Origin of the sequence: Mycobacterium sp. 4D054 (genome assembly GCF_052245755.1) — a bacterium.
Lineage (GTDB): Bacteria > Actinomycetota > Actinomycetes > Mycobacteriales > Mycobacteriaceae > Mycobacterium.
This window is the reverse complement of the sequence record NZ_JBQQCF010000024.1, coordinates 1-25680: the sequence shown is the minus strand read 5'-3', so window position 1 is coordinate 25680 and position 25680 is coordinate 1. Positions and strand designations below refer to the sequence as shown.

The window sequence follows — 25680 nt, the reverse complement described above, 5'->3', positions numbered from 1 at the left end:
AGTTATCCGCCCGAGGAAAGGATGTGGCCGTGGAGTCTGGGTTGCAGCAACAAGCCAGTCAAATCTTGGATCTCGCTACGCGGGCGAAGAAAGTCTTCGGCGGTGATTCCACCCCGCAGCGGCCACCGGAATTCGCAGCGCCGCGCGATCTCGAAGAGACGATCTCCCGTGATCACTTCTGATTTCAGCGCGGCGGCGGGCCTATTGCCGTCAATGATGTTGATGCATAAGAGGTTACGATGACCGACGCTCGCAAGTTCGATGAGCTGGTGTCCTGGCATGCCAAGCCGGTCGCCGGAGTCGGTATGGGCTGGGATCCGGGTTGGCGCGCCGACGGGGGAGCGTTTGCCCCCAACATCAGCCCCTCGGACCCGTACTGGAACACGGTGTTGGACAAGGCCCAAGCCGCCTATGGCGATCCTGGTATGCGGTTTAACACCTCTGATCCGAGCGCGGACCGCTATCTCGTCTTCAGCGACGGCACGCGGGTACCGACCGATGGCTCGTTGGCCTATCGCGATAACGGCAACACCTACGTGATGAACAACGATGGCTCGGTGTCGCTACTTGGTGGTGACGGTAAGGCCGGTCAACCCTTCTTCCCGGAGTTCCGGCGCAACGAGGCCGGCCAGTATGTGCCGGTCAACGCTCAAGGCCAGCAGGTCGCGCCGCTAGCCGCCTCCTACGTGGACGATCCAGCGACAGGCAAGCGCACCTACTACAACGCCAATGGAGACGTCGTGGGATCTGAGCAGCGGCCCGCCACACCGCCGCCGGGCAGCCAGCCCGGCGTGGCGACCGATGAACAGCAGTCGGGGCGCACCGCTGACGCGGTACGCAAGCTGCACGACGAGATGAAGGACCGCTACAGCCAACTCAGCGAGGCTGAGGGCAAGTTGACCGAGGCGATGCTGAGCGCCCGGACCACGACCGCCGAGGGCCAGCAGAAGCTCAACGACATCCAGCAGAAGATCGTCGAGGCGGTCAACAACCCGGCGATGTCGCTGGACACTCCGGCCGGCGAGCAGGCGTTCTTGAAGTTCTTGCGCAGTCAGGTCGCCGCTATCGGCGAAGTACTCCAGTCGGGGACTTTGACTGCCGAGGATCAGGCCAAGGCGGCGTCGGCGCTGGCCGCCCTCTACGACATGGACGGAGCCTCCCCGGACACCGGGGGTGAGACTCCCAGTGACCCCAACACCCAACCGGCACCGGCGACTCCGGCTCCGGCGCCGGCGGTCAGTGATCCCGCGCTTGCCGATCCCGCGCTCACGGATGCGGGGCTGGGGCCGATGGAACCGATGCCCGATCCGATGTTGTCGGATTTGGGGATGGGCGGTCCGATGGGTGCGGACCCGCTGGCGGGGCTGGCCTCCGCGTTACCGGCCGCGATGGGGGCTTTCCCTCCGGGTGGCGGATTGGGTGGCGGCAGCCCGCTTGATGCTCTCACCGGAGCCGCTGCGCCGCTGGCCGGTCTGGCCTCCCAGCTGGGCGAACAAGCCCGCCGCGAGGAACCCGACCCCGGCGTCGAGTCGGAGAAGGACAAGGACGACGAGCTCGACGAGGACGAGGGTAAGGACGACCACGACCACGCACCCGAGCCAGTGCCCGGGGAAACCCCGCCGTCCACGACGCCACAATCGGGCACTCCGCCCGAGCCGGTGCCTGCGGGCACGCCCGGGGAGGGCGCCCCACTGGCGGCACCGGGCCCGCCCCCACCGCCGCCGACGGCAATCACGCTTCCGGACGGCTCGACCGCCAATGCACGCACCCCAGAGCTGGCTCAGGCCGTCAAGGCCCACATCGACGGCAAGCCACTCGAGGAGGCCTACCGCGAACAGCACCTCGAGCTGCCCCCGCCGGGCACTCCGGTGACCGCTCCGGTCGATCCGTCGCGCCTGTCGGCCGGCATGCTCGCGGTGTTCAACGACCATTACGCTGTCGCGCTGAGCTCGGTGAAGGCGCTCCAAGATGGCCAGGTTGTGCCGGCGTCGATGATTGCCTCCAGCCCGGGCTTCCTGGGCTGGCTCGACCCCAGCGCGGTCGGCGCACCAGCGCCCACCCCGGCTCCCGCGCCGGTGCCAATCCCGCCGACCTCCCCGGCCACCGACCCGGCGAACCCGGCGCCGCTGGCCAGCGCACCGGTGCCCACCCCCATCGGATAGCGGCTGATGTATGACGCGGCGGCAAAAAATCGCGACAATATCTAGATCGAAGGAGCTATGAGATGACCGACCCGATTCATATCGACCCTGAGGTGATGCGCACCGTCGCCAACCAGCACGACGATGTCGCCGACCAAATTGCGCCTGCCCGTGAGGCCAGCGCCGAGATCCTGGCCGCGGTCAACACCTTCGGCCCGATCATGCACCAGTTCAAGTCGGCGGTGTCGGACTTGATGGTCAACCGCGACGCCGCGCTGCTCCACCACGAACACACCCACCGCAGCGCCGCGATCGGGTTGCGCCGCGAAGCGGCCAACTTCGTCACCCGCGACGAAATCAACGCAGAAAACCTCCGAGTTGATCAACAATGACAACCTGCCGCTGAGCGAGCAGGCGTTCCTGGCCCGGACCCCCGACGATGCGGTCCTGGTCAGAAATGCCGTTAAGGGGCACATCCTGGGCGTTCAGCTCGAACCCAAAGCCATGCGTGACCCCATGTTTGAGTTAGCTCAGCGAATCGTGGCCTGTGCTGACGTGGCGTATCTTCAGGGGCAGGTGGCACTGCGCGAGCAGATGGAGCACGCCAAGCTCGATCCCGTCTGCTACGCAGATTTCCCCACCCAAGGGGACCTGGCCGCCGCCCGTGACCGACTGAGGAATCTGTAGACCGATGGTTTCTGTTGACCCGAGTGGACTGGTCTCGGCAGCGCAACGGATCACCGCCGCGCTGTCGGATCTGACGACAGCTAACCCCGAGCATCCCCCGCTGGCCGCCGATCCGGCGTCGGTGGGCGCCGCGGGCAGGCTCACCACTGCGGGCACCACCTTGGCCAGCGTCCTGGTCGAACAGGCGGCAGGGCTGGCAGCCACCGCCGAACAGCTGGCCAACGTCGCAGCAGGTTTCACCGCCAAAGATGCGGCCAACGCGACCAAAATCTCCAGCCTCAACACCGCCAGTGAGGGCGCCGCCGTGTCGGGCTGGGCGCCCCCGTCGCCGCCGGTCCCTCCCGACGCGCGTCCAGTGCTGGCCGCACCCCCCGCCGCCCCCGCCGAGATCATCTCCAATGCGGTCCACTCCGGCGACCCCGCCAGCGGCGAAGCGTTCATTTCGGGATGGCGCCAGGTCGCCGGCTCGGCCCGCGACGCCTCAGCCGCGGTACGGCTGATCGCCGACAGTCTCCCTGACAGCTGGGATAGCCCGGTGGCCACCGACGTGGTGCGCGGGCACCTGATCAAATACGCCAATGCGTTGGAAACCTCCGGCCAGCGCGCCGATACGGTCGCTGAGCAGGCCAATCGCCATGCCCAAGAGGTCGCTCAGGCGCGCAGCGACATTCCGAGTCCCGACGCGTTTCAAGCGATGAACCACCAGCTACAGACGCTGGCGCAGGCTAACGCGCAGACCGGCGGCATGTACGCGGTGCCGCTGGCCAACGCGGTGGAGCAGAAAGCCCAGATGGAGGCCCAAACCGCGCAAGGCTTCGGCGGCTACTACGCCAGCACAGAGGCCACCACCGCCGGTGAGGTTGATCTGGACGGCGACGGCATCCCCGACGTTCCCGCCGACGAGGCGGCCGCCGCGGCCGCTGCGGGGGAAGGAACGGGTCTGCCGGGCGAAGCGACGCCGGGAGAGCCCGGGTCACAGGATATGGCCGGTCAGCTGGCCTCGATGCTTCCCAGCATGATCCCCACGGTTCTCGGGGCGGCCGGGGGACTACTGGGCGGCGCGATGTCATCGGTGATGAAGGCGCCCGAATCGCTGATTCAGGCCGGGACACAGGCGATGGGTGCGGCTACCCAAGGACTATCGGGGTTGATGCAACCCGAGCTCGACGACATCGGCACCGAGGACCTGGGCCTAGACGATGCGCCCCTGGACGACATGAGCGGCTTCGGCGGCGGAGGCGGCGGCGGTGGCATGACGTCGCCAGCCTCCGGCGGGGCACCGTCGACGCCGCCGGTGATGCCCTCCACCGGCCCCAACCCCACCCCGCCAACCTTGCCCACCGGTGGCTCGCTGCCTCCGCCGGTGAGCCCCACGATGGGCCCGGGCGGCGGCATGATGCCAATGGGAGGCATGCCGATGGCCGGCATGCCAGGGGGTGCAGGCCAAGGCGGCGGGGCCGACGAACGCAACGCAAAGCCCAAACAGGTTGTGGGCAAATCTCTTCCGCACACAGAATCGGTGACCGGCAAGGTGACCGCTGACAGGATCGCAGTGTCGACAACCGCACCGGACCGCAAAGACGACGACCCGCCGCCCAACGACGACGCACCTCAGCGCAGTAGCGCTCCGCTGATCCGCCGTATCACGACCGTCGCACCGAAGGACGGCGCCTAATGTGGGGCGGCGCGGGCTTCGATGACCTCGGCGACGAGGAAAAGGTCAAGTTTTCCGAAGCGGAACAGGCCGCGACCCTGGAGCGTCTCGACAAGATGATCGCCCAGCTCGGAGCGTTACGCACCGAGGTCGAAGACCCCGATGGCTATGTGCGGTTCACCCTGGGTGACGACGGCCGCCTCCTCGAACTGTTCATCCACGAGGCTGCCCGCACATCACTGACCAACTTAGCGTTGGAAAAGAAGCTCAACGATCTGTTCGCCGCCGCTAACGAAGCAATGATGCTGTCCCGCAAAGAGTTCTGGGACCACTACAGCATCACCGACATCTGATCCGCCGGTCTAGCTCCGAAAAGCACTGAGCCAGAACCGATTCTTGGACTCCCGATCGGGCGAAGCTTGCCACGACCCAGCGCGGATTGACGTACGCACGGGCAAGGGTACAACTCAGCGCGGTGATGAGAAGCGTTGGCAAGAAATGCCGTTCGAAAGTTATAAGTGGAAGGGCCCGACCAAGGGTGGGAGGAGTCGGGCCCTTCCGGTTCCGACCTCGGGGGGCGCGACCGGAACACCACGAACGCTACCGCAGCGCCCACGCCCCTCCGTGCACAAAATTCGGCGGCGCGATGCTGCGCCATCGCAGCGGCTCGTTGAGGTGCCGCGCGGGCCCGCTACAGACGCGGGGTAGCTGTAGGCAGCCAACCTGTGAAAGGCCACGAATCATGTGTTGACGGGAGGTGCGGAGCGGATCGGGGCCTAAATTTGGCGGTGCCAGACCCCACCGGCGCCGTTTACCCTGGAGTTATGACAGCGGGCGGGAAAACCCAAGCATATGTGCCGCCGCCGAACGGTGGCCCCTACGGGCCGCCCCCTGGCCCCGGCCCATCCGGCTACGGCCCGCCGCCGCCTCCACCGATGTTGCAGCCCCCACGCCCAGGACGCTTGCGGACGGCGCTCGCCACCGCGGGCATCATCCTCGCCGTGGTTCTGGCGGCAGCCGCGCTGGTGGTGGCACTGACGACCCGCTCCAGCAGCAACGACTCGAACAGCACCGCTCCACCTGCTGGAGACCCAGCCGCATCGTCCAGCCCGGCGTCCACTGAGCAGGCCGACCGCGCACTCTGCACAGCTATCGGACCGCTGATGAGCGAGTACAACAAAGTGTCCAACGAGTGGATCGCGCTCGGCACACCTGGATCACCCGCCCGCGACGCCGGCCTACCCAAGTTGATCAAGGATACGGAGGACTTTGTCGGACGAGCAGACACAGTCATGGACCAGCACCCCGACGTTCAACCTCGATTTGAGCGGACGCTGCAACGCTATCTCGACGACCTCTGGCTGTTCGCCAACAACATTGAGCCGGGGCCCTCGGAGGATTACGACAAAGCAGCGTGGGTCGACAGCATGATGGCCTACGGCGGACCTCAGACAATCTGTAATGAGCTCGGCGCTGGCTGGTAGCTGATGGGGGGTATTAGCTGATGCCGGCTTCAGCAGCGGTTGCCGCTGGCCCGGGAATGCCTAACCGGCCGTACTCGCCGCGAATTGTTGGACCAGTTTGGCCGACGACATCGCCGGAATCGTGGTCAGAGACAGCCGACGCTATTCAGCAGAAGAGCGCCGACCTAGCTGCGAACGCCGCAGCCATTCGACGTGCCGCGGACGAACTTGGCGGTTCCAACACTGGTCAGACGATCGACGCGATGTGCGAACGTTCTTACCGCCTCGCGCAGACGATAATTAACCAATCGGATATGTACGCGGAGGTCTCCAAGGCTGTCAAAGAGACTGCCGAGCTGATCTGGCATGCCCGCGGCCGGCTCGAAGAGATCGACCGCAAAGCACATGAGGAAATCGAACGGCTCAAGCAGCAACTTCAGGCGTTGGCCGGCTCGCCGTTAGGCGCTGGCGCGGCGATGGCAGCCATCTCTGCTGCGATCGAAGCCGTCATCACCGCAGCGCAAGGGGAAGCACTGGCTGTAGGGACTGACGCCGCCACGTCTATCGCAGAGCAAGCCGCCAGCATCGGCGGCACCCCCTCAAGCCAAATGCCCGGAGGCAGCCAGATCACCGCGGCCGACCACACCACCCAAGGCGGCAACGGCGACAACGTCCAGGCCCTGGACAATCCCACAGGACCAGGTGCAGCCCCACTCTCACCGGTGACCGACAAAGGAAGCTGGGGTACCGAGAATCCGGATGGCGGCGATGCAGAGCCAGCACGCGGTGTAACGCCGAGTACAGCAGAACCGGGACAGAGCCCCGGCGAGACGAGCTCCGGCCCCGGTGACCGCAGCGGGTGGGGGACCGGCGAGGAGGGGGCGGCCAGCCCAGGCTCCGCCCCAGAATCTGGCACGCCGGACCCGCTGAATGACAAGCTGCGGTGGGACTCCTCGGCCTCTTCTCCGATGACGCCGCCTATGACGCCGGTCACGAGCGGGGGCAGCGGCGGGTCATCGCCGCTGGGTTCAATCGGGGGTGGGTTCAAGCCGCCGTCTGCGAGCGGGTTGTCGTCAGCGGGGACTGGTGGTCTGTCGCCTAGCTCGTTGTCTTCAAATGCGGGGCTGTCGTCGTCGCTGCCGTCTTCTGTGTCGCCGGCGGCGGGCGGTCTTCCGTCTGCGGCTGCGGGTGGTGGTGGCGCACCGGGGGCGGCTACCTCGTCTGACTTTTCCCGCGGGTTCAATGCGGGCTTAGGTACGGGCTCGGTGTTGCCGCCGCCTGTTGCTCCTCCTCCGGCGCAGCCGCTGAGTTCGACTACGGGTGCGTCGAGTACGCCGGTCTCGGCCGGTCCCGCGCCGGTGTCGGCGGCTGGCGGGCCTGCCCACGTCGCGTCGCCGGGGCCCACGGCATCGGGTGTTCCGGCCGGCCACATGGGGTCGATGGGTGCGCCGATGATGCCGCCGGCGGCCGCTCCGGCTGGCCCGCTGCCTCCGTTCAACTCTGATTTGCAGCCCAGGCAGGTCGCGCCAGCGGGCGCGGGCGCCCCGCCGCCCGCGCCACCGCCATCCCCGCCCGCGGGTGCGGGTCAGGCGACACCGCTTCCGCCGGGTGTAGTTGCGTCGGGTGTTGGCGCTGCGGCGGCCGGCGCGGCCGCTGGGGCGTGGTCCGTGGCGCCTGATCCGCTACTCGACCAGGCGGTGAAGCTGCTTCACGAGCTGATGCATGCCTCGCGTGTTTATGGGTGCATCGACTGGTGCGTTGGCATGTTCAAGACGCCGTCGGGGCCGAAGGCGTGTGTTGTGAGCAATGAGGGCAGCGGCTTCATCCCTCCAGGTGTTTTCCTGCCCAAGTCTGCGGAGTTTGTATTCTCTGACGGGCACTTGGGGAGAGACTTTCATGCGCGCTGGTTCGGCTGGGTGAATCCAGCCGAGACCATGCTTGCTTACGCGCAGCAGTGCATGCAGAGCAATCCGAATGTTGAGCTGTGGGCGTTGGCCGTCTCAACGAACCATGGTGGCAACGCCGCACCCGTGCGTGCCGCCGGCCTGCTTCATGTGCAGAACTGTCGACTGGAGGAGTTGGAGAAGCTGGGGATCGCGGCCGATGTGCCGCCGCCTGGCTTGGACGAAACGCGGATTCACCGTTTGCAGACTATGGATCCGGCTGAATACGGGCTCTTAACCAGTGGATCCGTTGTGGATCGTGCGCGGTTATTGGCGTTGACGATTGCGGCTGTGCGCACTGCGCTGTCGCGCGCCTCTGAGCTGCTGGGCTTCCAGGTGCCTCCGGCGATTCGCCAGGTCGCTACGGTGATCGAGAATGGCGAGGCGGTGTCGGAGCAGCTGTGGACCGAGCTGGATCTGGCGATGCGCGCGGCTATCCTCGACAGTTCGGGCCAGCGGCCAGGTCGGGTGGCCGGTGATGTGGGCCCGTCTGCTTATGCGCGGTGTTTCCACAACGTGGCGCGCGCGGCGGAGCTGCTGCTGTGGTGGCGCGGCACGACACCTGATTATGTCGAGATCGCCTATACGGCAAGGCATATTGCGAAGGAAGCTGAACTATGGCCCGCGATGGCCGCTTGAGGGGAGTTGTGTAGATGCCTGCAGTATCTGGGGGCGAGAAGCCGATCGAGGTGTTACCGGCGGCGGTGACCGGGACCGCCCAGGTGATCGCCGGCGAGGCGACCCAGGCTACTCAGCCTGGTCCGGTCCCGCTTCCGGGAGCGGGGTCGTCGGCGATCGATGCTGCCACCATCGCCGTAGCCGCAGCCACGGCCGAGAAATTTGCGCAGGCCTCGGCGGCGGTGGCGCCGGAGCCCATCGAAGGGGTTCAGAAGGCCGAGACCGCCATGACAGAGCTTCGGGGGCAGGACACTGAGAGCGCCGCCGACATCAGGTCGGTCGCTCAGACTATGCGGCCGATGCCGCCGCCGGGGGCCAGCGGCGGCGGGGGCGCACCGAGCATTCGCCCGGTCAGCAATACCGGCGCGGATAGTTGGCATTGGGAATATGACCACAACGGGCTGATGGTCAGGGTTGATGACGTCGAGCCAATTGATCCGGGCGGCGCTGCCGGGGGTGGTTTCGGCGGGCTTGCCCCGGTGGGCCCCTGACAGTTCGGTCACCGCTTGTTGCGTGAAGGGGGTCGCAGCATCGTGGGGTGTCTGATTATCGGGCGATCTGAAATTGGCGCCGATATAGCCCCCTGGACGGGGTTAGGGTCGGATACGTGACCACTCAACAGTTCAGGCGGCCTGGCCCGATTGCACGCCCGCCGGCGACGGCGGGCGGCAAGATCGCGATTGATCCGCCGATTCCGGCGCCGATCCCGCCGCCGCGCAGTGTGTGGGGGATTGTGCTGCCGATCGTTCTGATTGTGGGTGTGATCGGGTTTATCGTCGCGATGTACATGTCCGGAATGCGTAGCTTCGCGGGGGGCTTCGGCATATTCGGGATCATGATGCTGATCGGCATGGCGGGCATGCTGTTCCGCGGCCGCGGCGCCGCGCAGAAGATGTCTTGGGGGGAGCTGCGCCAGTACCGGGCCAACTATTTCGCCCGCCAGGACGATGTGCGTGATGAAATCGAGGTACAGCGCCGCGCCCAGTTTGATCATCGCGAGCATTTCCATTGGGACCCGGCCAAACTCGTTGCCGCGGTAGGCACCGAACGCATGTGGGAACGCTCGCCGAGTTCGGATGAGTTCGGCGAGGTCCGGGTTGGGGTCGGCAAGGTCAAGCTCGCCATGACGATCGAGAAGCCGAAGATTCCCGAGGCATCACAGATCGAACCGGCCACCGGTCACGCCCTGCGCAAGTTCCTGCTGGAGCAGGAATACATCGACGACATGGCCAAGGTGATTTGGCTGCAACGCTTCGCGGGCGTCTCGTTCATCGGGGATATGGACGAGGCACGCGCTCTGCTGCGGGCGATGGTGTGCCAGCTTGCGGCATTCCACAGCCCCGCCGACCTCCAGATTCTGGTGGTCAGCGACGCCCCGTCGGTGTGGGACTGGACGAAGTGGCTGCCACATATGCAGCATCACAGCAAGCGCGACGGCTGCGGTGAGCGCCGGCTGCTGTTTTCCTCCCCGGCTCAGCTGGAGGAGTTTTTCGACGAGGCGGAGCTTCCGCGTAGCGAGTGGACGCCCCCGGCCAGCGGGTTGCATGGCGCGGGGAACACCGTTCTGCCGTTTCGGGTGATCATCGACGACAACTGCGGAACCCCCGAGGACTGGGCCGGCCTGACTGGCAGCGCCGGGTATGCCGGCACCTGCTTTGTGCGCCTGGCACCGTCGGTGCCGCCGCCGTCGCCGCATGATGCGTTCGGGACGAAGAGTTGGATCGGGTTTTCCCCGGAGACCACCTACCGCCTCGTGGGCGGTGCGCTGCGCAAGCGACTGCCTGCCGAGGACCTCACACCGTTTAGCGGTGTTCAGCACCCGTCCTCGGACGAGCTCGAGGACGCCTTCTACGCCAAGGCCGACCAGCTGTCGATCAGCGCAGCGGAGCGGTTCGCTCGGGCGATGGCCCGCTTCCGCGCCTCCGGCGGGGTCACTACGGTCACTGATTCCGGCCACCAGCAACGCACGTTGCTTGACGCGGTGGGGGTGCGGGACCCCCGCAACCTCGACGTGGACCGCCTGTGGTCCCCGCGCCGCAGCCAGGGCCCGGAGTGGATGCGCTTCCCGGTCGGTCTCGATGAGAGCGGCCAGGTGGTCGACTTGGATCTCAAAGAGGGCAGCCAGCAGGGCATGGGCATGCATTCGCTCTTCATCGGCACGACCGGCGCGGGCAAGTCCGAGGGCATCATCACCGAGGTCGCCTCGATGGCGTTGACCCATTCGCCGGAGGTCGCCAATGTGGTGTTCTTCGACTTCAAGCTGAAATCAGCTGCCGGCGTGCTCGAACAGTTCCCACATGTGGTGGCCAGTGTCAGCAACCTCGGCGATGAGCGCCACCTTGTCGGCCGCATGTATGAGGCGCTGGAAGGCGAGCTTGATCGTCGCGGCGCTCTGTGCAACGCCGCCGGCCCGGACGTGGTGGATCTGACGGTTTACAACCAGCGGCGGCTCACTGATCCCTCGCTGCCGCCGGTGCCGGTGCTGTGGGTCATCGCCGACGAGTACCAGGAGCTGCTCAGCGACCGCGACTGGGGCGATAAGTTCCGCAGCTTGTTCTGGCGGATCATGCGCCAGGGCCGTGCCTATCACATGTTTTTGCAGCTGGTCGGCCAGACCGTCGACACCCAGAAGCTGCGCGACATCCGCAAGCTGCTCGGCTTCACCATCGCCGGTCGCACTGGCACGGAGGAAGATTCCCGCGAGGCCCTCGGTGTGGGGATCGCCGCCAAGATCGACGAGAAAGGCGCGGAGGGAACTGCTTTCCTGCGGGTGGCGCAGCGCCAGCCACGCCAGTTCCGATTCTTCTATTCCTCGGCTGATTTCGTTCCCCAGACCGGACCCGACGACAGCCGGCCGCTAGAGGCCGGCACATGGTTCGAGCCCCGCGCTTTCACGGCCGAAGAGGCCGCCGACATTGATGGCCTGCTGGCCGAGCCGGTCGAACGCGACGCTGCCCCGGCGCCGGTCCCGGAGGCCGCCAGCGTGAAGATCATCGACGCGGTGATTGGTTCTCTGCAGGCGACGGGGGCCGCCCCGCCGCGCCAGCTGTGGCTGCCCCCATTGGGTGCCCCGCCGGCCGCCGACGATCTGGTGGCTCGACTGCGCGGCAAGCCGTGGGATGTCGACTACGGCCAGAACCCAGGCCTGGTGTTGCCGGTGGCGCTGGAGGATCGCCCACGTCAGCACCGCCAGGATGTCTGCTACCTGAACATGCTGGAAAGTAGCGCGCTCATTGTCGGTGCCCCCCGTATGGGCCATACCAACGCGGTCATGACCATGATCACCGCGGGTGCGTTGATGTACCGGCCGGAGCGGGTGCAGTTCTACTGCATCGCCGCCAGTGGCCCGCAATTGGCAGCGTTGAACGATCTTCCGCATGTAGCGGCGGTGGCGGCTCTACACGACACCGAGGGCGTCACCCGCTTGCTGGCCACCGTGCGCGGCATCGTCGAGGAGCGCGAACGGCTTTTCGCCACCCGCGGCCTGGACATGGAGCAGGTGCGTGCGGCGAAGTTCGGCCCGAACCCGACCGATATCGGCGTCTCCGGCGGTGATGTGGTGCTGGTCATCGACGGCTGGGGCAATTTCAACGACGCCAACCAGAAATGGGTTGAGCAGGTGATGTCGCTGATGCGTGCGGGCAACTACGGGGTCCGCACGATCGTCACCCACACCAGCTACCTGTCGAAGATCAACACCCAGGTCAAGAACCTGTCCACGGAGCGCATCGAGTTGCGGATGACCGATGAGCGGGAATCCGAGCTGGGCCGGCGCGACCCCACGGTCAACCGGGGCAAAGAGGTTCCGAATAAGCCAGGACACGGCCTCAGCGCCGCCGGCTTCCACATCATGATCGGCGAGCCGGTGCTGGCCAATGATCCGGCCGGCCCCATCGATGCTCGCGGTGTCGGCGCAGTGGTCCGCCGGGTGGCCGGAGTGGAGAAGTTCGCCGAGGTGAAACGCCTGCCGGAGATGGTGCCGCTGTCTGATGTGTTGGCGCGGGTCAACGGCGGCGCGCAACGCGACCTGGTTCCGTTCGGTCTGTCGGAGTCCGATCTGGGCCCGGCCTACGTCGACTTCTCCGAGAACCCCCACGCGGTAGTCGTGGGCCGCGCGCAATCGGGACGCTCGGCGTTCCTGCGCACGATGATGCACAGCGTCATGGCCCACTACAGTCCCGATGAGGCCACCATTGTGTTGATTGATCCGCGCCGCCGCCACATGGGCGTGGTGCCCGAGGAGACGTGGCTGTCGCGCTACGCCTACACCCTCAACGACATCAAGAAGGCTGCGGGGGAGTTGAAGGAGCTGTTCGACAAGCGCACCCCGCCGCCGGGCACCAGTCCCACGGAGATGCTGAAACGCCAGTTCTGGACCGGCCGCAAGATTTTCGTCTTCGCCGATGACGTCACGTCGTGGAACTCGGCACAGAATCCGCTGATGGAGTTGGCCGACTACGTGGAAACGGCCGACCAGCTGGGCATGCACATCATCGCGGCCGCCGACATCAAGCTGTGGAGTTTCCAGGCGTCGGGCAACAGCATGCTCGGCCGACTGGCCGGCGCCCTGCAACCGACGATCATTCTGGACGGCCGCCGAGAACACGGCCCGATCATCAGCGGTGTCTACGCCGAGCCTCAACGTCAAGGTAAAGGCATCTACGTGCACCCCGGCGGCACCACCGATGGTGTGCTGGTGGCCTGGACACCTGAACCGGTGCGCTCAACACCTCCTCGGCATTCCTCCCCGATGGGCCAGAGCTAATGCGATCACCAGCGACTCATGCGGGCGATTGGGCTACGGAATTAGTGGCCCGAGCGCCGGAATCAGAGATTTTGAGCCTGCTCAGCAGCCATTCATCAAGGTCATCGGTGGTGATGGTGCCGGTGCGGAATTTAGCGCAGGTAGCCCCCGAGCACTGGGCTTAAACTGAGTTCAGATCACCCCCACGAAGGGAGAGGCAAACAAATGTCCGTTCCAATCATTGGTGTCGAGCCGGCGCTGGTCGGAATGCTGTCGGCGGCCGAGAGCGCGGGCGCGGCGACCATGGCCGCCGGGACGTCCGGGGCTGCCCCGGTGATGACGACGGTGCTGCCCCCGGGTAGCGATCCGGCGTCGATGGCGGTGGCGACGGCGCTCAACGCGCGCGGCGCGGCAGCGGTAGCCGCGCTGACGCAGCTGACGATGACGCGGGCAATGTTCGCTGGCAACGTCGGCGTCAACGGCACCAGCTACGCAGCGATGGATGTGCTGCAGCAGACCGCTCTCGCGATCTAGAACCGCTTTCGGGCAATGCCAGGCTTCGGGGATTCGGCGCTCAATCCGCCGCAGGTGAACTATTACCAGTTGGTCACCGGCGATGAGGCGGCTACTGCGGCGGCAGCTGCGGCGGCTCATCAGGCGACCGCGGCGATGCTCACCGCCGAGATTGCCACCATGACCACCAGTACGACCAGCACGGCCGCGGTGGGCTGGCAGGGCGCCGGTGGTGCGGCGATGACGATGACCGCTCAAGCGTTCGCGGGAATCATGGGCATGGCCGTGGCCTGGTTTGAGGAGGCTGTCGTGCAGGCGACGGCCATCGTGGATGCCTATCACCTGGCTAAAACCACGATGGTGCCTGGACCGGTGTCCGATCAGAACCTCGCCGACACCGAAGCGCTGGTCGCCACGAACTTCATCGGGCAGAACAGTCCGGCGATCGCGGCCCTGGTCGCCGAATATGAGCGGCAGTGGATTCAGAACGCCACGATCATGTCGAGTTACCAAGGTGTGGTCACCGCGGCGTTGGGCGTACTGGCGACGCCGCCGCCGTTCGCACCGATGGCACCCAACCCCGCCGCAGCATTGGCCGCCCTGGGCAACGCCGGGGCACAAGCCGGCGTGCAGGGCGCCCTGCAGGCCAGCTCCCAAAGCATGCAGCAGGCCAGCACCGCGGCAGTGCCGGCCGCTGAAGCGGTCTCGGCACCGGCCGACGCCATGTCGGCGATGGGCGGACCGATGGGGATGATGGGGCAGCTCTCGTCGGTCACCGGCATGATGGGCCAGGCTCCGCAGATGCTGGGCCAGGCCCCGCAGATGCTGGGCCAGTTCATGCAGATGCCGATGGGCATGCTCGGCCCGCTGTCTTCGAGCATGGGCGGTCTCGGTGGCGCTCCGGGGGCCGCGTCAGCGGCTCCGCTGACCGGTACACCGGTGGCGACGCCAGGGTTGGCCAGTGCGCTCAGTGGTGGCGGCGGTGGTGGCGGCGGCATCGGCGCCGGCGGCAGCGGGGTCGTTCCGACCAGTTCCTACACCCGCCCGGTGGGCAGTTTCAGCACCCCCAATGCCCCGAAACTGCCCGGCGGATTCGGAGGTGCCGTCGAACCGGTGGCCACCGGACCGAGCCCGTCAGGGGGCGCCGGCACTGGTGGTTTGTACGGCGCTCCGGCCTCGGCGATGGGGCGCGACGGCGGGGCAGCGACCGAGCAGCGGCAGGGACGCACGATGCAGGTCACGCTTGCCCGATCGGCCGCTGACAGGGGGGACAGGTAACAAAAAATTAGCGCACGGCGGGGTGTGTAGACGCCCATAGACTTTGTCTAGATCCAAACATCTTCCAGAACAGGAGTTTCCATGGCACAGCAAGTTGTTGGTGCGGCGCAGATCCAGTCCGCCGCCGACCAGCTCGACGATCTCAAGATGCGGGCCCTCGACGTGCTCAGCCGCTACCAGCAGCATTCGATGGAACTGCAGGCCTCCGGCGGCCTCGACGGCCAGGCCGGTGTCGCCAACGTGGCCACGGCAGATGAGATCTCGCGGGCGCAGCGCGAGATGAACATGCGGTGGGAGTCGCTGATCGCGGCACTGCGTAACAGCGCGCCGGACTTCACCAACATCGACACCCAGAGCGCCCAGCAGATCCAGTCGGTCGCCGGCGGCCTGCGCTTCACCTGACCCTCCATCCCACCAGAGACATTCGAAAGGACTCCACCACAATGGACGGAATGATCAAGGTCAATCCCGGCGCGATCGTGGACTACAACGCCGCCCTGGGAACGTTCAGCGGCGAGCTGGACAACATCGCCTCCGAGGCGCAGAACCTGCTCGGCGGCATCGCCGAGTACTTCACCACCGATCAGGCGTCGGTCACCTACGCCCAGGCGCAGCAGATGATCATCGACGCCACCAACGAGGGCAAGGAAGTCATCCACCGCCACGGCCAGGCCGCCGACCAGGCTGGTGTGGACTTCGTGTCCCAGGACGGGGCCTCTGCCCAGACATTCATGGTCTAGGACGGCCCACCAGGGGTGCTGTAGCGACACTGCCGAAAGGGGGGCCAACTGCAGTTGGCCCCCCTTTGTGCTGCTCGAAACAACAGAAGGGATAGGACATGGCGCTGACGACAACCGTCGGGGGCGTATGGGTACTGCAGGCGCTGCTGGGTGTGGAATCCATGCCAACAGCGTTGCGGCTCAAGCCATTTATTCCGTCCGTGCATCACGAACTGATTGTTGAGACCACAGCAGGGCCGGTCCCGATCGCCGAAACCGCAGAGTATCTGAGCCTGGTGCAGGCCGGCGCCATTTCTCCTAGTGGCGCGGTCGACGACCCGGTGCGCGACTGGATGACCGTGCTGGGCCGCCCTGACCGTCAGGCCGTCCTGACCATTCGGCGACCGTCAGGGCAGGCCGTCCACAACGGTGAGCTCCCGACGGTGGACGAGCGGGTGGTCGTGGTGTGCCGGTACCGCCGGTGGCTGGTGATGGCTGCCCGCGACGGCAACGACATGGTCGTTGACGCGGTGGGGGAGACCGATGACCCCGCAGTCCAGGCGGACTTGATGTGCCAAACCTTGATGCCGGCACTGGGCGTGGCTGCACCCGCGGACATCGACGGCGTCAACATCCCCGCCGACCTGATGCAATCGACGCTGGAAGCCGCTGTCCCGCAGGGGCGAGACGCCACGATCGCCGCGATGAGCAGGCTGGGACTGCAACCCCAGCAGGCCGAGGTGCTGGCTGCGGCGACACGCCTGGACGACTCAGCCATGGCCGTCGCCATGGTGATTGACCACGACATCGCCCAGCATGTCCATCCCCGGGTGGTCACGGTGGCCGACACCGAGTTTGGTCGCGTCAGCATCACCACGAGCACGTCGGCTGACGGTAAGCAGTGGCTGAGCTTGTGGCCGGCCACCACCGACGCCGTGCGCGAGGACCTCTACGGGTTACTTTCCGCGCCGCGGGCGGCCGCGTAAAACGCCATGCGTGCATATGTCGGGGGGCGTGAAATTGGTGCCGATTTAGGGTCGTTTCGCCTAGTAGGGTGGGCGATATGGCGCTGAATTTGACGTCGCGGCTGCAGGTAACGGCCCACTATTTCTGGAACCGCCGCAACGCGGCGGCGCTGAGTCATCACGGCGTCCGGTTGGAATACGACCCCGAGCAACGCCGCAGTGCTGCGCTGATTCTCGGGGTCATGTTCACGCTGCTGGCGATGGCGCTGATGTTCATGCTGTCGATGTGTTCCCCCGCCGGACAGGTGGGCCAGTCGGCCATCTTGGCCGACCGCGACACCGGCGCGGTCTACGTGATGGTCGACGGTCGACTACACCCGGCGCTGAATCTGATGAGCGCCCGGCTGATCGCCGGCCAGCCGAATAATCCGACGTTCGTCAAGGCCGCCGAGCTGGAGAAATACCCGCAAGGACCGTTGGTGGGCATCGTGGGCGCCCCCGCGGCGATGCCCATCCGAACGGCGTCGTCCTCGGACTGGACCGTGTGCGACACCGCACCGACACCGACGTCGACGACCTCAGCCGCCTCGGAACCTGTGGTCACGGCGATCGCCGGCCAACTCACGCTAGGCCAGCGCTCAGCGCCGCTACAGATGCCCGATGCCATCTTGGGCCACTACGGCGATCGCACCTATGTGATCTGGGAGGGGCACCGCTCCGAGATTGACCTCAGCAACAAGGCGGTCGCTTTGGCATTGGGCGTCGATTCGACTGCACCGGAACCGATTCCGTTGTCGCGCCCGCTTTTTGATGCCCTTCCGGCGACGGACCCGCTGGTGAGCCCGGCCATCCCGGGGGCAGGGGAACCGTCACGATGGAATGTCGCCGACGGCGCGGTGATTGGATCAGTGCTGACCGTGCGCGACCTCGGTCAGCCCAACGCTGCCGAATCGCTGTACGTGCTGTTACGTGATGGCGTGCAACGGGTTTCGCCGTTCGTCGCCTCACTCTTGCGATCGGCGAACTCGTTCGGCGATGTGGCCCCCATCCAGGTGGCTCCCGACAAACTCGCTCCGATACCGGTGGTGGAAAAGCTGCCCGTGTCGTTCTACCCGGCCACTCGGCTGCGCCTGGTGGACACTGCCGTCAACGCCACCACGTGCCTGGCGTGGTCGAAAGGCGCCACAGACCGCGCCGCCGAAATCACGATCTTGTCGGGGCAAGGATTGCCGATCCCCCTCGGCTCCGCCGATAACCGCCTGGTGAAACTCCCTAAGGGCGTTCATGATCCGGAATCGGTGGAGGCTGACCAGGTGTACATCGCCCCCGGTGCCACGAACTTGGTGATGACGACCAGCGCGGCCCCAGCGGCGTCCTCGCGCGAAGCGATGTGGTGGATTTCAGATCAAGGGGTCCGCTTTGGCATCGAGTTGTCCGACGACGCATTCAGAGCCCTCGGGGTGTCCCCGGATAGGTCGCAGCAAGCGCCGTGGCCGCTGATCCGGGCCTTTGCGCCAGGGCCAGCACTCACCCGCGCCGACGCACTGGTCCAACACGACTCACTCGCTCCCGTCGGGGGCGCCGAAGCACTCCCCACCAGGTCTCCGGGAAGCTAGGTGCCATAAATCGAGGGTCGAAAATCTAGTGCCGATATACGACATACACGCTGATAGGATCAGATTGTGACTGACCGCGACCTTCCCCCTGAGCAGCCGGGCTACCCTCCGAGCGAGGGCGATCCCCGCGACACCGGCGCGCACGCCGCAGAGCCGCCGGCACCACCGGCGGTGCCGGGCTGGCCCCCACTACCGGCGAGCGGTGGGGAATCCGCGGGCGCTCACGCCCAATCCCCAGTGCCGCCCCCACCCCCGCCGTGGCCGGGCCGCACCCCGGATGTGCCCAGTTCAGCACCACGATCCGACGCGGCTCCACCGTGGGGTCAGCACGCACAACCCAGCGAGTCTGAGGCTGTGGAGTCAACCTCGGAGCAACCCGCGCCGGCCCCGCAAGAATCTGACCCGGGCGCGCCGTACCGCCCGTCGGATGTTGAGACCACCACCTTTTTCGACCGCCGCGATTTCCCGCCCCCGCCGCTGCGCGAAAGCCCCTCCAGCGGAGGCAGTTTCGGTGACGCCGGTGCGGGCCAGCACGCGGCGCCGTCCACCTCCCCTCAGTGGGGTGGCGAGCCCCCGCGGCATCAGGCCCCACCGTTTCCACAGCAATCCGGCCCGCATCGTCCCCAGTCGCCCGCCCAAGGCTGGCCCGGAGAGCGTTCCGCGCCTCCTGTCGGCGACCCCCGCCAGTGGGGCGAGCCCGCCCCGGCGGCCACGGGGCCGGCCAACTACTCCTACGTCGACTCGATTCGGCCCACCGAACTCGTGCCGACCCGCAAGATTCCCCCCGGCAAGGGGTGGCGAAAAGTGCTGTACAAGAGCACCTTCGGGCTGCTGAACTTCGGGCAATCACCCGATGAACGGCACTTGGCTGAGTTGGAAGCCAAGATCCGCTCCCTGCTGCGGGGCCGCTACAAGATCGGGGTTCTCGGCAAAGGCGGCGTCGGCAAGACCACGATTGCCGCCGGGGTGGGGTCGATCTTCGCCGAGCTCCGCCAAGATGACCGGGTAGTAGCCATCGACGCCGACACCGCGTTCGGCAAACTCGGCCTACGCGTGGACCCCAACGCCAAGGGTTCCTATTGGGAGCTCGCCGCCGATCAGGACTTGCGGACCTTCGCCGACGTGCGCTCCCGCGTGGGCAACAACACCGCCGGCCTATTCGTGCTGGCCGGCGAATCCGCCACCGCCCGCCGCCGCATACTCGATCCGAGCATCTACCGGGAGGCGACCAGTCGGCTGGACAACCACTTCACCCTGTCAATCATCGACTGCGGGTCCACCATGGATTCCCCGGTAACCCGCGAGGTCCTGCGCGATCTCGACGCACTGATCGTGGTGTCCTCGATGTGGGTCGACGGCGCCTCAGCGGCCGCGCAGACCATGGAGCTGCTCGCCAACACCGGCCATACCGGGCTGCTGCATCGCACCGTGGTCGTGCTCAACGACGGCGACGGCCACGCCGACAAGCGCACCCGCGAGGTGCTTCATGAGCAGTTCAGCCAGCGCGGCCAGCGCGTGGTGGAGGTGCCCTTCGATCGGCATCTGCGTCCCGGCGGTGTGGTCGACGTGCAGAACGAGATCGACAAGGTGACGCGTCGCCGGTTCATTGAGATCGCCGCGGCGATCGCCGAGCACTTTCCCACGACCAGTGACAGCCTGCGGGGGCGCCGGTGACCACGGTGCACCCGTCGACTCCCACGTCAGGATCGTCAGCCCCCGGAGGGCCGCTGGTGCCCTCGTCGTGCCGGGTGTCGCTGCTGGTCGGCGGCGCCCACCAGATTGATCTGGTGTTACCGGCCGCAGTCCCGCTCTCGGCGTTGACCGACTCGACACTTGGGGCGGTCAATCGGCTGCTGCGCAGTAAGGGTGAAGACGAACTCCCTGTGGGGACATATGAATTCGCCCGTGCGGTGGGAATGACACGCCTGTCGGAGGAGGTGTCACTGTCGGCGCAGGGTGTGGCCGACGGTGACCTACTGGCGTTCGTGCCAGAGAAGACAGCCCGCCGATACACGCCGCTGATCGAGAATGTCTCGACTGCACTGGCCCGCTGGGCCCATGCCCATTTTCCTCCAGTATCAACCCACGACGCGGTGGTGGTCGCCGGGGCGCTCACGGCGGCGGCGCTGCTCGGGGCGGCCCTGCTGGTGTGGCGGCTGCGGTGGGCGGCCCAGCCGTTCTGGCTCAGCCCCGCGATTTTCGCCGTCACGGCGGGCATCCTGTTGGCCACGACGATGCTTTCGGCGCGCGCTGGGGCCAGCCGCGTCATCGTCGACGGCGCCGCTTGGGCAGTGCTGGCCGGCCTCGTCTTGGCCGGCGCCAGCGCACCGTATGGCGACCAGCCCGGCGCCCCGCATGCTTTCCTAGCGGCCGTGGTCGCCACCGTCGGTGTGTTGCTGTTGGCGCGGATGACGGGCCGCCATTGGACGGCGGCGGCGGCGATCGTCACTGTGTCCGCCGCCGTCATCGCCGCCGGCCTGACTCGCATGTTCTTCGACGTTCCCGCTCAACGCATCGCCATTGTCATGTTGATGGCGGTGCTGATCGCTTCTCGAGTGGCGACCGCAATCGGGCTGTGGATGGCCAAGGTTCCGCGTCAGAGCTTTGAATCGATCACCGGGCGCGATATGTTCACCCGCGCTCCAGGTCAACCCGAGGACACGCTGACCCCGGTGGAGTCGGCCGCCCATGACGTGACGCTGCGCGGTGAGCAGGTCGCCGAGGTGGCCCGTCGATCCAACCGGGTGCTCACCGGGACCCTGCTCGGGATCGCCGTGGTGCAGCTGGCGGCTTCCTGGTGGGCGATCGCCCCGGGGTCGGGCTCGCAGTGGCCCTCGATCGTCGTCGTCGCGGTGACGTCGGTGTGCCTGATTCTGCGGGCCCGCGGTCTGCGGCACCGCCGTCATGCGGTGACCATCGTCAGCGGCTCGGCGCTCTCGCTGATGGCGATCCCGTTGCACTACGGCCTCAGTGCGCCCGCCTCAGCGACTGTTGCGGTCGTGGTGTCGGCGGCCGCGGTGCTGGCCGTGGCTGTGGCCGGGCTGCTGGCTGGGGCGGTCATTCCCTCGCGCAGCTTCTCTGAACCCATCCGGCAGATTGTGGAGTGGTTGGAGTACATCGGCTATGCCCTCATTGTGCCGTTCGCCGCGTGGGCGATCGGCTTGCTGCAATACATCAGGTTGCACTGATGCGGGGCAAAAGTGTGGCAGCGGGCCTGGCCGCATTCGGACTGCTCGCCGCCAACGTGTTGGCACCTCCGGCGGCGCTGGCGGTCGCCCCACCGGTCATCGACCCGGGCGCACTGCCGCCGGACGAGACTCCGGGCCCGCCCCAGGAGATGCGCCAAACCAAGGCGTGCGTGACCCCGGTGGTAGTGGGCGATCCCAACGTGGCCCAGCCCGACCCGGGCAACACCATGCTCAACATCGAACAGGCCTGGCAATATTCAACCGGCGCCGGAGTGACGGTAGCCATCATCGATACTGGCGTCACCCCCAACCCGCGGTTCCCGCGGCTGTTCCCCGGCGGCGACTTCGTGCAAGGACTACCCGACGGCGGGCTGACCGATTGTGAAAGCCACGGCACCATCGTCGCCTCGATCATCGGCGCCGCGCCCGCCAACCCGGCCGACCGCCCCACGCCGCGTCCGGCGGGAGCAGGGGCCCCCCCTCCGCCCCCGGGCGTGCCGGCCAACCCGGCGCCACCAGCGTTTCCCCCGCCACCGACGATCACCGCGACCGCGACAGTGACCGCGCCGGCACCGCCGCCCGAGCCGCCGCCACCTCCGGCAGAACCGCCGCCCGGCGGGCCGCCGCCGGCGGGACCTCCCCCCGCGCAGGGTCCCGGCGACACCGGCGCCGCACAGCCGTTGGTGCCGGGCCCTCCGCCAGGGGGACCGGACGGGGTGGTCGGCGTGGCCCCCGATGTCTCGCTGATCTCGATTCGTCAGTCCTCGACGGCGTTCACTCCGGCGCGACCAGCCCCCGGGGACATCGAGGGCCAACGCAAGGCCGGTGACATCGCGACCCTGGCCAAGGCCATTCGACATGCCGCAGACCTGCCCGGCGTTCAGGTGATCAACGTGTCGTTGGCGTCGTGCATCAACGCCGCGGCCCCGGTCAACCAGGATGCTCTGGGCGCGGCCGTGCGCTACGCCGCGGTGGACAAGGACATCGTGATCGTGGCCGCCGCCGGCAATCAGGGCGGCGGCGACCAGGGGCAGGACTGCGGACAGAACCCCGCGTTCAATGCCCTGAACCCCAACGATCCGCGGGACTGGGCTGGGGTGCGCACGATCGTGACTCCGGCGTGGTTCTCCGACTACGTGCTCACCGTCGGAGCGGTGACCCCCGAGGGGCTGCCGCTGCCGGATTCGATCAACGGCCCGTGGGTGTCGGTGGCCGCCCCGGGGTGGCGGATCATGGGCCTGTCGAACACCAACGGTGCGGCGGTCAACGCCCGACCCGATGAACCCGGCTTGGGCGCGGGCTTCTGGGGGACCAGCTTCTCGGCCGCCTACGTCAGCGGCGTGGTCGCACTCGTGCGGGCCAAGTTCCCCGATCTCACTGCGGCCCAGGTCATGCGGCGCATCACCGAGACCGCCCACAATCCGGCCCGCGGGGTCGACAACCAGGTCGGCTACGGCGTGGTCGATCCGGTAGCGGCGCTCACCTTCGATGTGCCGCTGGGCGATCCGAAGCCAGCCGAGCGGCTCAGCACCGACCTCTACGTGCCGCCGCCGCCGCCGGGACCGGACCATCGACCGCGCAACAGCGCCCTCCTTGCCGGCGCCGCGGTGCTGTTGGTCGCCGGGGCCGCCGTGGCGGTCGTGGGTATGCGACGGAGGCTGCGATGAAGGCCCGCACCGTGGGCGTGCACGCCGGGACGCCGGTGGTGGTCGCGCTGGAAGTCGTTGCCCTGGTGGCGTTTATCGGTTTGCCGCCGGCGCGGTTCGGGTGGTGGCCGGCCGCGGTGATCAGCGCCGTGGCGCTGCTGCTGCTGGTGCCCACCGTGCACCGCCGCAACGTGCCGGGCTGGCTGGCGGCCGTGTGGCGCTGGCGCCGTTCCCGGCGCGGCAAGTACCCGGCGGCGGCTGCGGCAGTGGATGTGCCCCACGGCAACATCGTGTGCGGTGTGCGCGTCGAGGAGTGCGAAGCCCTCGCGATGATCGAGGTGACCGGAAAGCCCTACTCGCTGACGTTCCTGCGAGGGTCCACGGTGTCGCTGACCCGCAACGTGCTGCCGCTGGAGGTGCTGACCGAGCTGCTCGACCAGCCCGGCGGGATTCAGCTGGCGGTTGACGTCGTGCCCTCCGGGCACCGGGTGCGCCGCGGCAACGAATACCCCCCGCTGTACAGCACTCTACTGGCCGACCGGCCCGCGGCCGGGCAGCGCACCATGCAGTTCGTGGTGCGCCTCGACATCCGAAACTCGGTGCCCGGCTTGCAGTATCGGCAATCGGTCGGGGCTGCAGCCGCCGCCGCCACCGAGCGAATCATCAATGCCCTGCTGGAGCGCGACATCCGCGCCACCGCCCTGACCGCCGCCGAGCTCGACACCGCGCTCGACCGGCTGGGGGCGCGGTTGCAGCCGGCGCCGGCGCCGCCGGTTGTCGAGGGCACCGACAGCCCGGCCGACCCGGTGCCTTTTCGCTCCACCAGCCCAGCGCAGCGGCGCAGCAAGGTCAGCAACGAGGTGGGCTGGCGCACCATCAAGGGCCACCCTGGGTTTCTGACGACGTACTACTTCTCACCCGAGGACATCACCACCGCGTCACTGCATCAGATGTGGGCGCTGCGCAGCGACGAGGTGGTGTTGACGCTGAGCTTGTTCAAACGCCGCTATGTGGAGGCCCCTGACGGCGATGGCCCGGTGATGATCGCGGCCACGGTACGCACCAACGATCCGCAGCCCCCGCAGCAGCCACCGACGCTGTATCTCAACACGTTGCCCGGTGACCAGTTTTCCGCCGCACTGCGGCCGGCCCCGACGGCGCGCCCGGGCCATCTCGACATCCCCGCGCGCCCGCTGGGGGAGCCGAGCGCGTTGGAGATCCCGATCGGATCGACGGGCATTCTGGTGGGAGCTGCGCTGCGCGATGACCGCCGCGCAGACCCGCCGGTGCAACGCGACGATCTGGTCATGTTGTCGCTGACCGATCCGCAGCAGGCCACCCGCATCGTCATGGACACCAGCGAGTATTACGTGCGCCAGCTGCTCATCCGCGCCGCCGCGGTGGGGGAGCGGATCGCCATCTATTCCAGCCAACCCAACCGGTGGGCGAGGTTGGCCCAGCCCAATATCGCCGTGGTCGACCGCCGCCGGCCCGCCGAGTTCGTGCCCTCGATCATCGTCAACGACCGGCCCCTCATTGCACCACCCACCGGATTGTCGGCCACCGTAGTCACGCTCGGGCGTGCCCAGCCCGGCGGGCAGCAACCCGACATCCACTTTCAGCAAATCTCCCGTGAATCGGTGCGCATCAGCACCGCCCGCGACACCGTCGAGGTCGCCATCGTGGCCTTCAACCAGGAACAGGCATGGCTTGGCCTATGAGCGCTGCGCAGACACATTCTCCGGCCTGGCCGGGTCGGCGCCTTCTCGACGCCCTGGACGTCACTGACCTCGACACATTCGACCCGCGCCCGGGGTGGCAACACCGCGCCGACGATGACGTGCTGACGATCCCCGTCGGTGCGCCAGTGGACGCACCCGACTCGGTGGTGTCGATTGAGCTCGGCGATCACGCCAACGTCGCGCTCTGCGTAGGCATCACGGGGAAAACCACGGTGCTGCAGTCGCTTGCGCTGAGCGTGTGCACCTTGTATCCGCCGACCCGCGTGCAGCTCGCCATCGCCGACACGCAGAACGGCATCGCCACCGCGAACACCATGACCCGCCCTCCCCACGTCGTCGCCCACTACGCGGGCTACCGATTCGCATCCGACCCTCCGGCGAACTGGGACACCTGGTGCACCCAGGTCGAGACCGCGCTAGATCAGCGCGCAGGACAGCCCCAGCCCGACCTGCTCGTCGTCGTCGATGCCGTCGACGAGCTGCTGGGGTCGCACCCACAAGTGGCGGGCACGCTGCAGCGCATCGTCGACGAAGGCCGCGACAAGCGTGTCCGGCTCCTCATGTCGAGCACTGAGCGGCTCTGTTGCAAAGATTGGCGGCAGTCAGAGGTAGGCTGTCGCTCTGCGCCGATCAGGCGGCTGCTGCGAAATGGTGGTTGAGCATGCCCATGGCCTCCGTCAGCGCCGAGGGCCCAATGCCAAAA

Annotated in this window: 22 protein-coding genes; 21 read left to right on the top strand and 1 reads right to left on the bottom strand. The window is 67.2% G+C overall.

Going from position 1 to position 25680, the window contains the following annotated elements; genetic code table 11:
- The first annotated feature begins 29 nt into the window (after positions 1–29).
- From ACTWP6_RS17850 to ACTWP6_RS17820, 7 genes are all read left to right on the top strand, one after another.
- Positions 30–182 carry a hypothetical protein gene (locus ACTWP6_RS17850; RefSeq protein WP_172527968.1) on the top strand — a complete coding sequence of 51 codons (153 nt, stop codon included), beginning with the start codon at positions 30–32 and terminating at the stop codon, positions 180–182.
- A 57-nt stretch (positions 183–239) separates the two neighbouring features.
- Positions 240–2162: a DUF4226 domain-containing protein gene (locus tag ACTWP6_RS17845; protein WP_443188414.1), complete on the top strand. Its 1923-nt coding sequence runs from the start codon at positions 240–242 to the stop codon at positions 2160–2162.
- A gap of 62 nt (positions 2163–2224) precedes the next feature.
- A complete protein-coding gene (locus ACTWP6_RS17840; RefSeq protein WP_048424360.1) occupies positions 2225–2533 on the top strand; it encodes a type VII secretion target in 309 nt (102 codons plus the stop codon).
- A complete protein-coding gene (locus tag ACTWP6_RS17835; protein ID WP_443188413.1) occupies positions 2520–2828 on the top strand; it encodes a DUF2694 family protein in 309 nt (102 codons plus the stop codon). The genes ACTWP6_RS17840 and ACTWP6_RS17835 overlap by 14 nt, the downstream gene beginning before the upstream one ends.
- Before the next feature lie 4 nt (positions 2829–2832).
- The gene (locus tag ACTWP6_RS17830) at positions 2833–4503 is read left to right on the top strand and encodes a PPE domain-containing protein (protein ID WP_443188412.1); all 1671 of its coding nucleotides are present in this window, start codon (positions 2833–2835) and stop codon (positions 4501–4503) included.
- Positions 4503–4835 carry a hypothetical protein gene (locus tag ACTWP6_RS17825; protein WP_443188411.1) on the top strand — a complete coding sequence of 111 codons (333 nt, stop codon included), beginning with the start codon at positions 4503–4505 and terminating at the stop codon, positions 4833–4835. Before ACTWP6_RS17830 ends, ACTWP6_RS17825 begins: the two co-directional genes overlap by 1 nt.
- A 609-nt stretch (positions 4836–5444) precedes the next feature.
- Positions 5445–5966, top strand: coding sequence for a hypothetical protein (locus ACTWP6_RS17820; protein WP_443188410.1), 522 nt, complete (start codon positions 5445–5447; stop codon positions 5964–5966).
- Positions 5967–6130: 164 nt separating this feature from the next.
- Here the strand turns inward: ACTWP6_RS17820 and ACTWP6_RS17815 are convergent, their stop codons facing one another.
- Positions 6131–6379 carry a hypothetical protein gene (locus ACTWP6_RS17815; RefSeq protein WP_443188409.1) on the bottom strand — a complete coding sequence of 83 codons (249 nt, stop codon included), beginning with the start codon at positions 6377–6379 and terminating at the stop codon, positions 6131–6133.
- A 1233-nt stretch (positions 6380–7612) separates the two neighbouring features.
- On the opposite strand from ACTWP6_RS17815, the gene ACTWP6_RS17810 reads away from it, so the two are divergent.
- The 14 genes from ACTWP6_RS17810 (at position 7613) to ACTWP6_RS17745 (ending at position 25636) form a co-directional block, all read left to right on the top strand.
- Positions 7613–8527, top strand: a complete 915-nt coding sequence (locus ACTWP6_RS17810; RefSeq protein ID WP_443188408.1) for a hypothetical protein — start codon at positions 7613–7615, stop codon at positions 8525–8527.
- 14 nt (positions 8528–8541) lie between these two features.
- Positions 8542–9057, top strand: coding sequence for a hypothetical protein (locus ACTWP6_RS17805; protein WP_443188407.1), 516 nt, complete (start codon positions 8542–8544; stop codon positions 9055–9057).
- Positions 9058–9173: 116 nt separating this feature from the next.
- Positions 9174–13331: a type VII secretion protein EccCa gene (eccCa, locus tag ACTWP6_RS17800; protein ID WP_443188406.1), complete on the top strand. Its 4158-nt coding sequence runs from the start codon at positions 9174–9176 to the stop codon at positions 13329–13331.
- 204 nt (positions 13332–13535) lie between these two features.
- Positions 13536–13844: a PE domain-containing protein gene (locus ACTWP6_RS17795; RefSeq protein WP_163681199.1), complete on the top strand. Its 309-nt coding sequence runs from the start codon at positions 13536–13538 to the stop codon at positions 13842–13844.
- 15 nt (positions 13845–13859) lie between these two features.
- Positions 13860–15101, top strand: coding sequence for a PPE domain-containing protein (locus ACTWP6_RS17790; RefSeq protein ID WP_239343433.1), 1242 nt, complete (start codon positions 13860–13862; stop codon positions 15099–15101).
- An 81-nt stretch (positions 15102–15182) separates the two neighbouring features.
- Positions 15183–15503 (top strand): hypothetical protein, encoded by a 321-nt coding sequence (locus ACTWP6_RS17785; RefSeq protein ID WP_239343431.1) that lies wholly within the window; start codon positions 15183–15185, stop codon positions 15501–15503.
- Between the two features lie 50 nt (positions 15504–15553).
- Positions 15554–15841 (top strand): WXG100 family type VII secretion target, encoded by a 288-nt coding sequence (locus ACTWP6_RS17780; RefSeq protein WP_235660675.1) that lies wholly within the window; start codon positions 15554–15556, stop codon positions 15839–15841.
- Between the two features lie 98 nt (positions 15842–15939).
- Positions 15940–16806 carry an ESX secretion-associated protein EspG gene (locus ACTWP6_RS17775; protein ID WP_443188405.1) on the top strand — a complete coding sequence of 289 codons (867 nt, stop codon included), beginning with the start codon at positions 15940–15942 and terminating at the stop codon, positions 16804–16806.
- A gap of 77 nt (positions 16807–16883) precedes the next feature.
- Positions 16884–18401, top strand: a complete 1518-nt coding sequence (eccB, locus tag ACTWP6_RS17770; protein ID WP_239343429.1) for a type VII secretion protein EccB — start codon at positions 16884–16886, stop codon at positions 18399–18401.
- Between the two features lie 66 nt (positions 18402–18467).
- Entirely contained in the window at positions 18468–20075 is a 1608-nt protein-coding gene (locus tag ACTWP6_RS17765) for a nucleotide-binding protein (RefSeq protein ID WP_239343427.1), read from the top strand.
- A 56-nt stretch (positions 20076–20131) separates the two neighbouring features.
- A complete protein-coding gene (gene eccD, locus ACTWP6_RS17760; RefSeq protein WP_239343425.1) occupies positions 20132–21589 on the top strand; it encodes a type VII secretion integral membrane protein EccD in 1458 nt (485 codons plus the stop codon).
- Positions 21589–23256, top strand: a complete 1668-nt coding sequence (locus ACTWP6_RS17755; RefSeq protein ID WP_443188404.1) for a S8 family serine peptidase — start codon at positions 21589–21591, stop codon at positions 23254–23256. Before eccD ends, ACTWP6_RS17755 begins: the two co-directional genes overlap by 1 nt.
- Positions 23253–24956, top strand: coding sequence for a type VII secretion protein EccE (gene eccE, locus ACTWP6_RS17750; RefSeq protein ID WP_443188403.1), 1704 nt, complete (start codon positions 23253–23255; stop codon positions 24954–24956). Before ACTWP6_RS17755 ends, eccE begins: the two co-directional genes overlap by 4 nt.
- Positions 24941–25636 (top strand): FtsK/SpoIIIE domain-containing protein, encoded by a 696-nt coding sequence (locus ACTWP6_RS17745; RefSeq protein WP_443188402.1) that lies wholly within the window; start codon positions 24941–24943, stop codon positions 25634–25636. The genes eccE and ACTWP6_RS17745 overlap by 16 nt, the downstream gene beginning before the upstream one ends.
- The last annotated feature ends 44 nt before the right edge of the window (positions 25637–25680 follow it).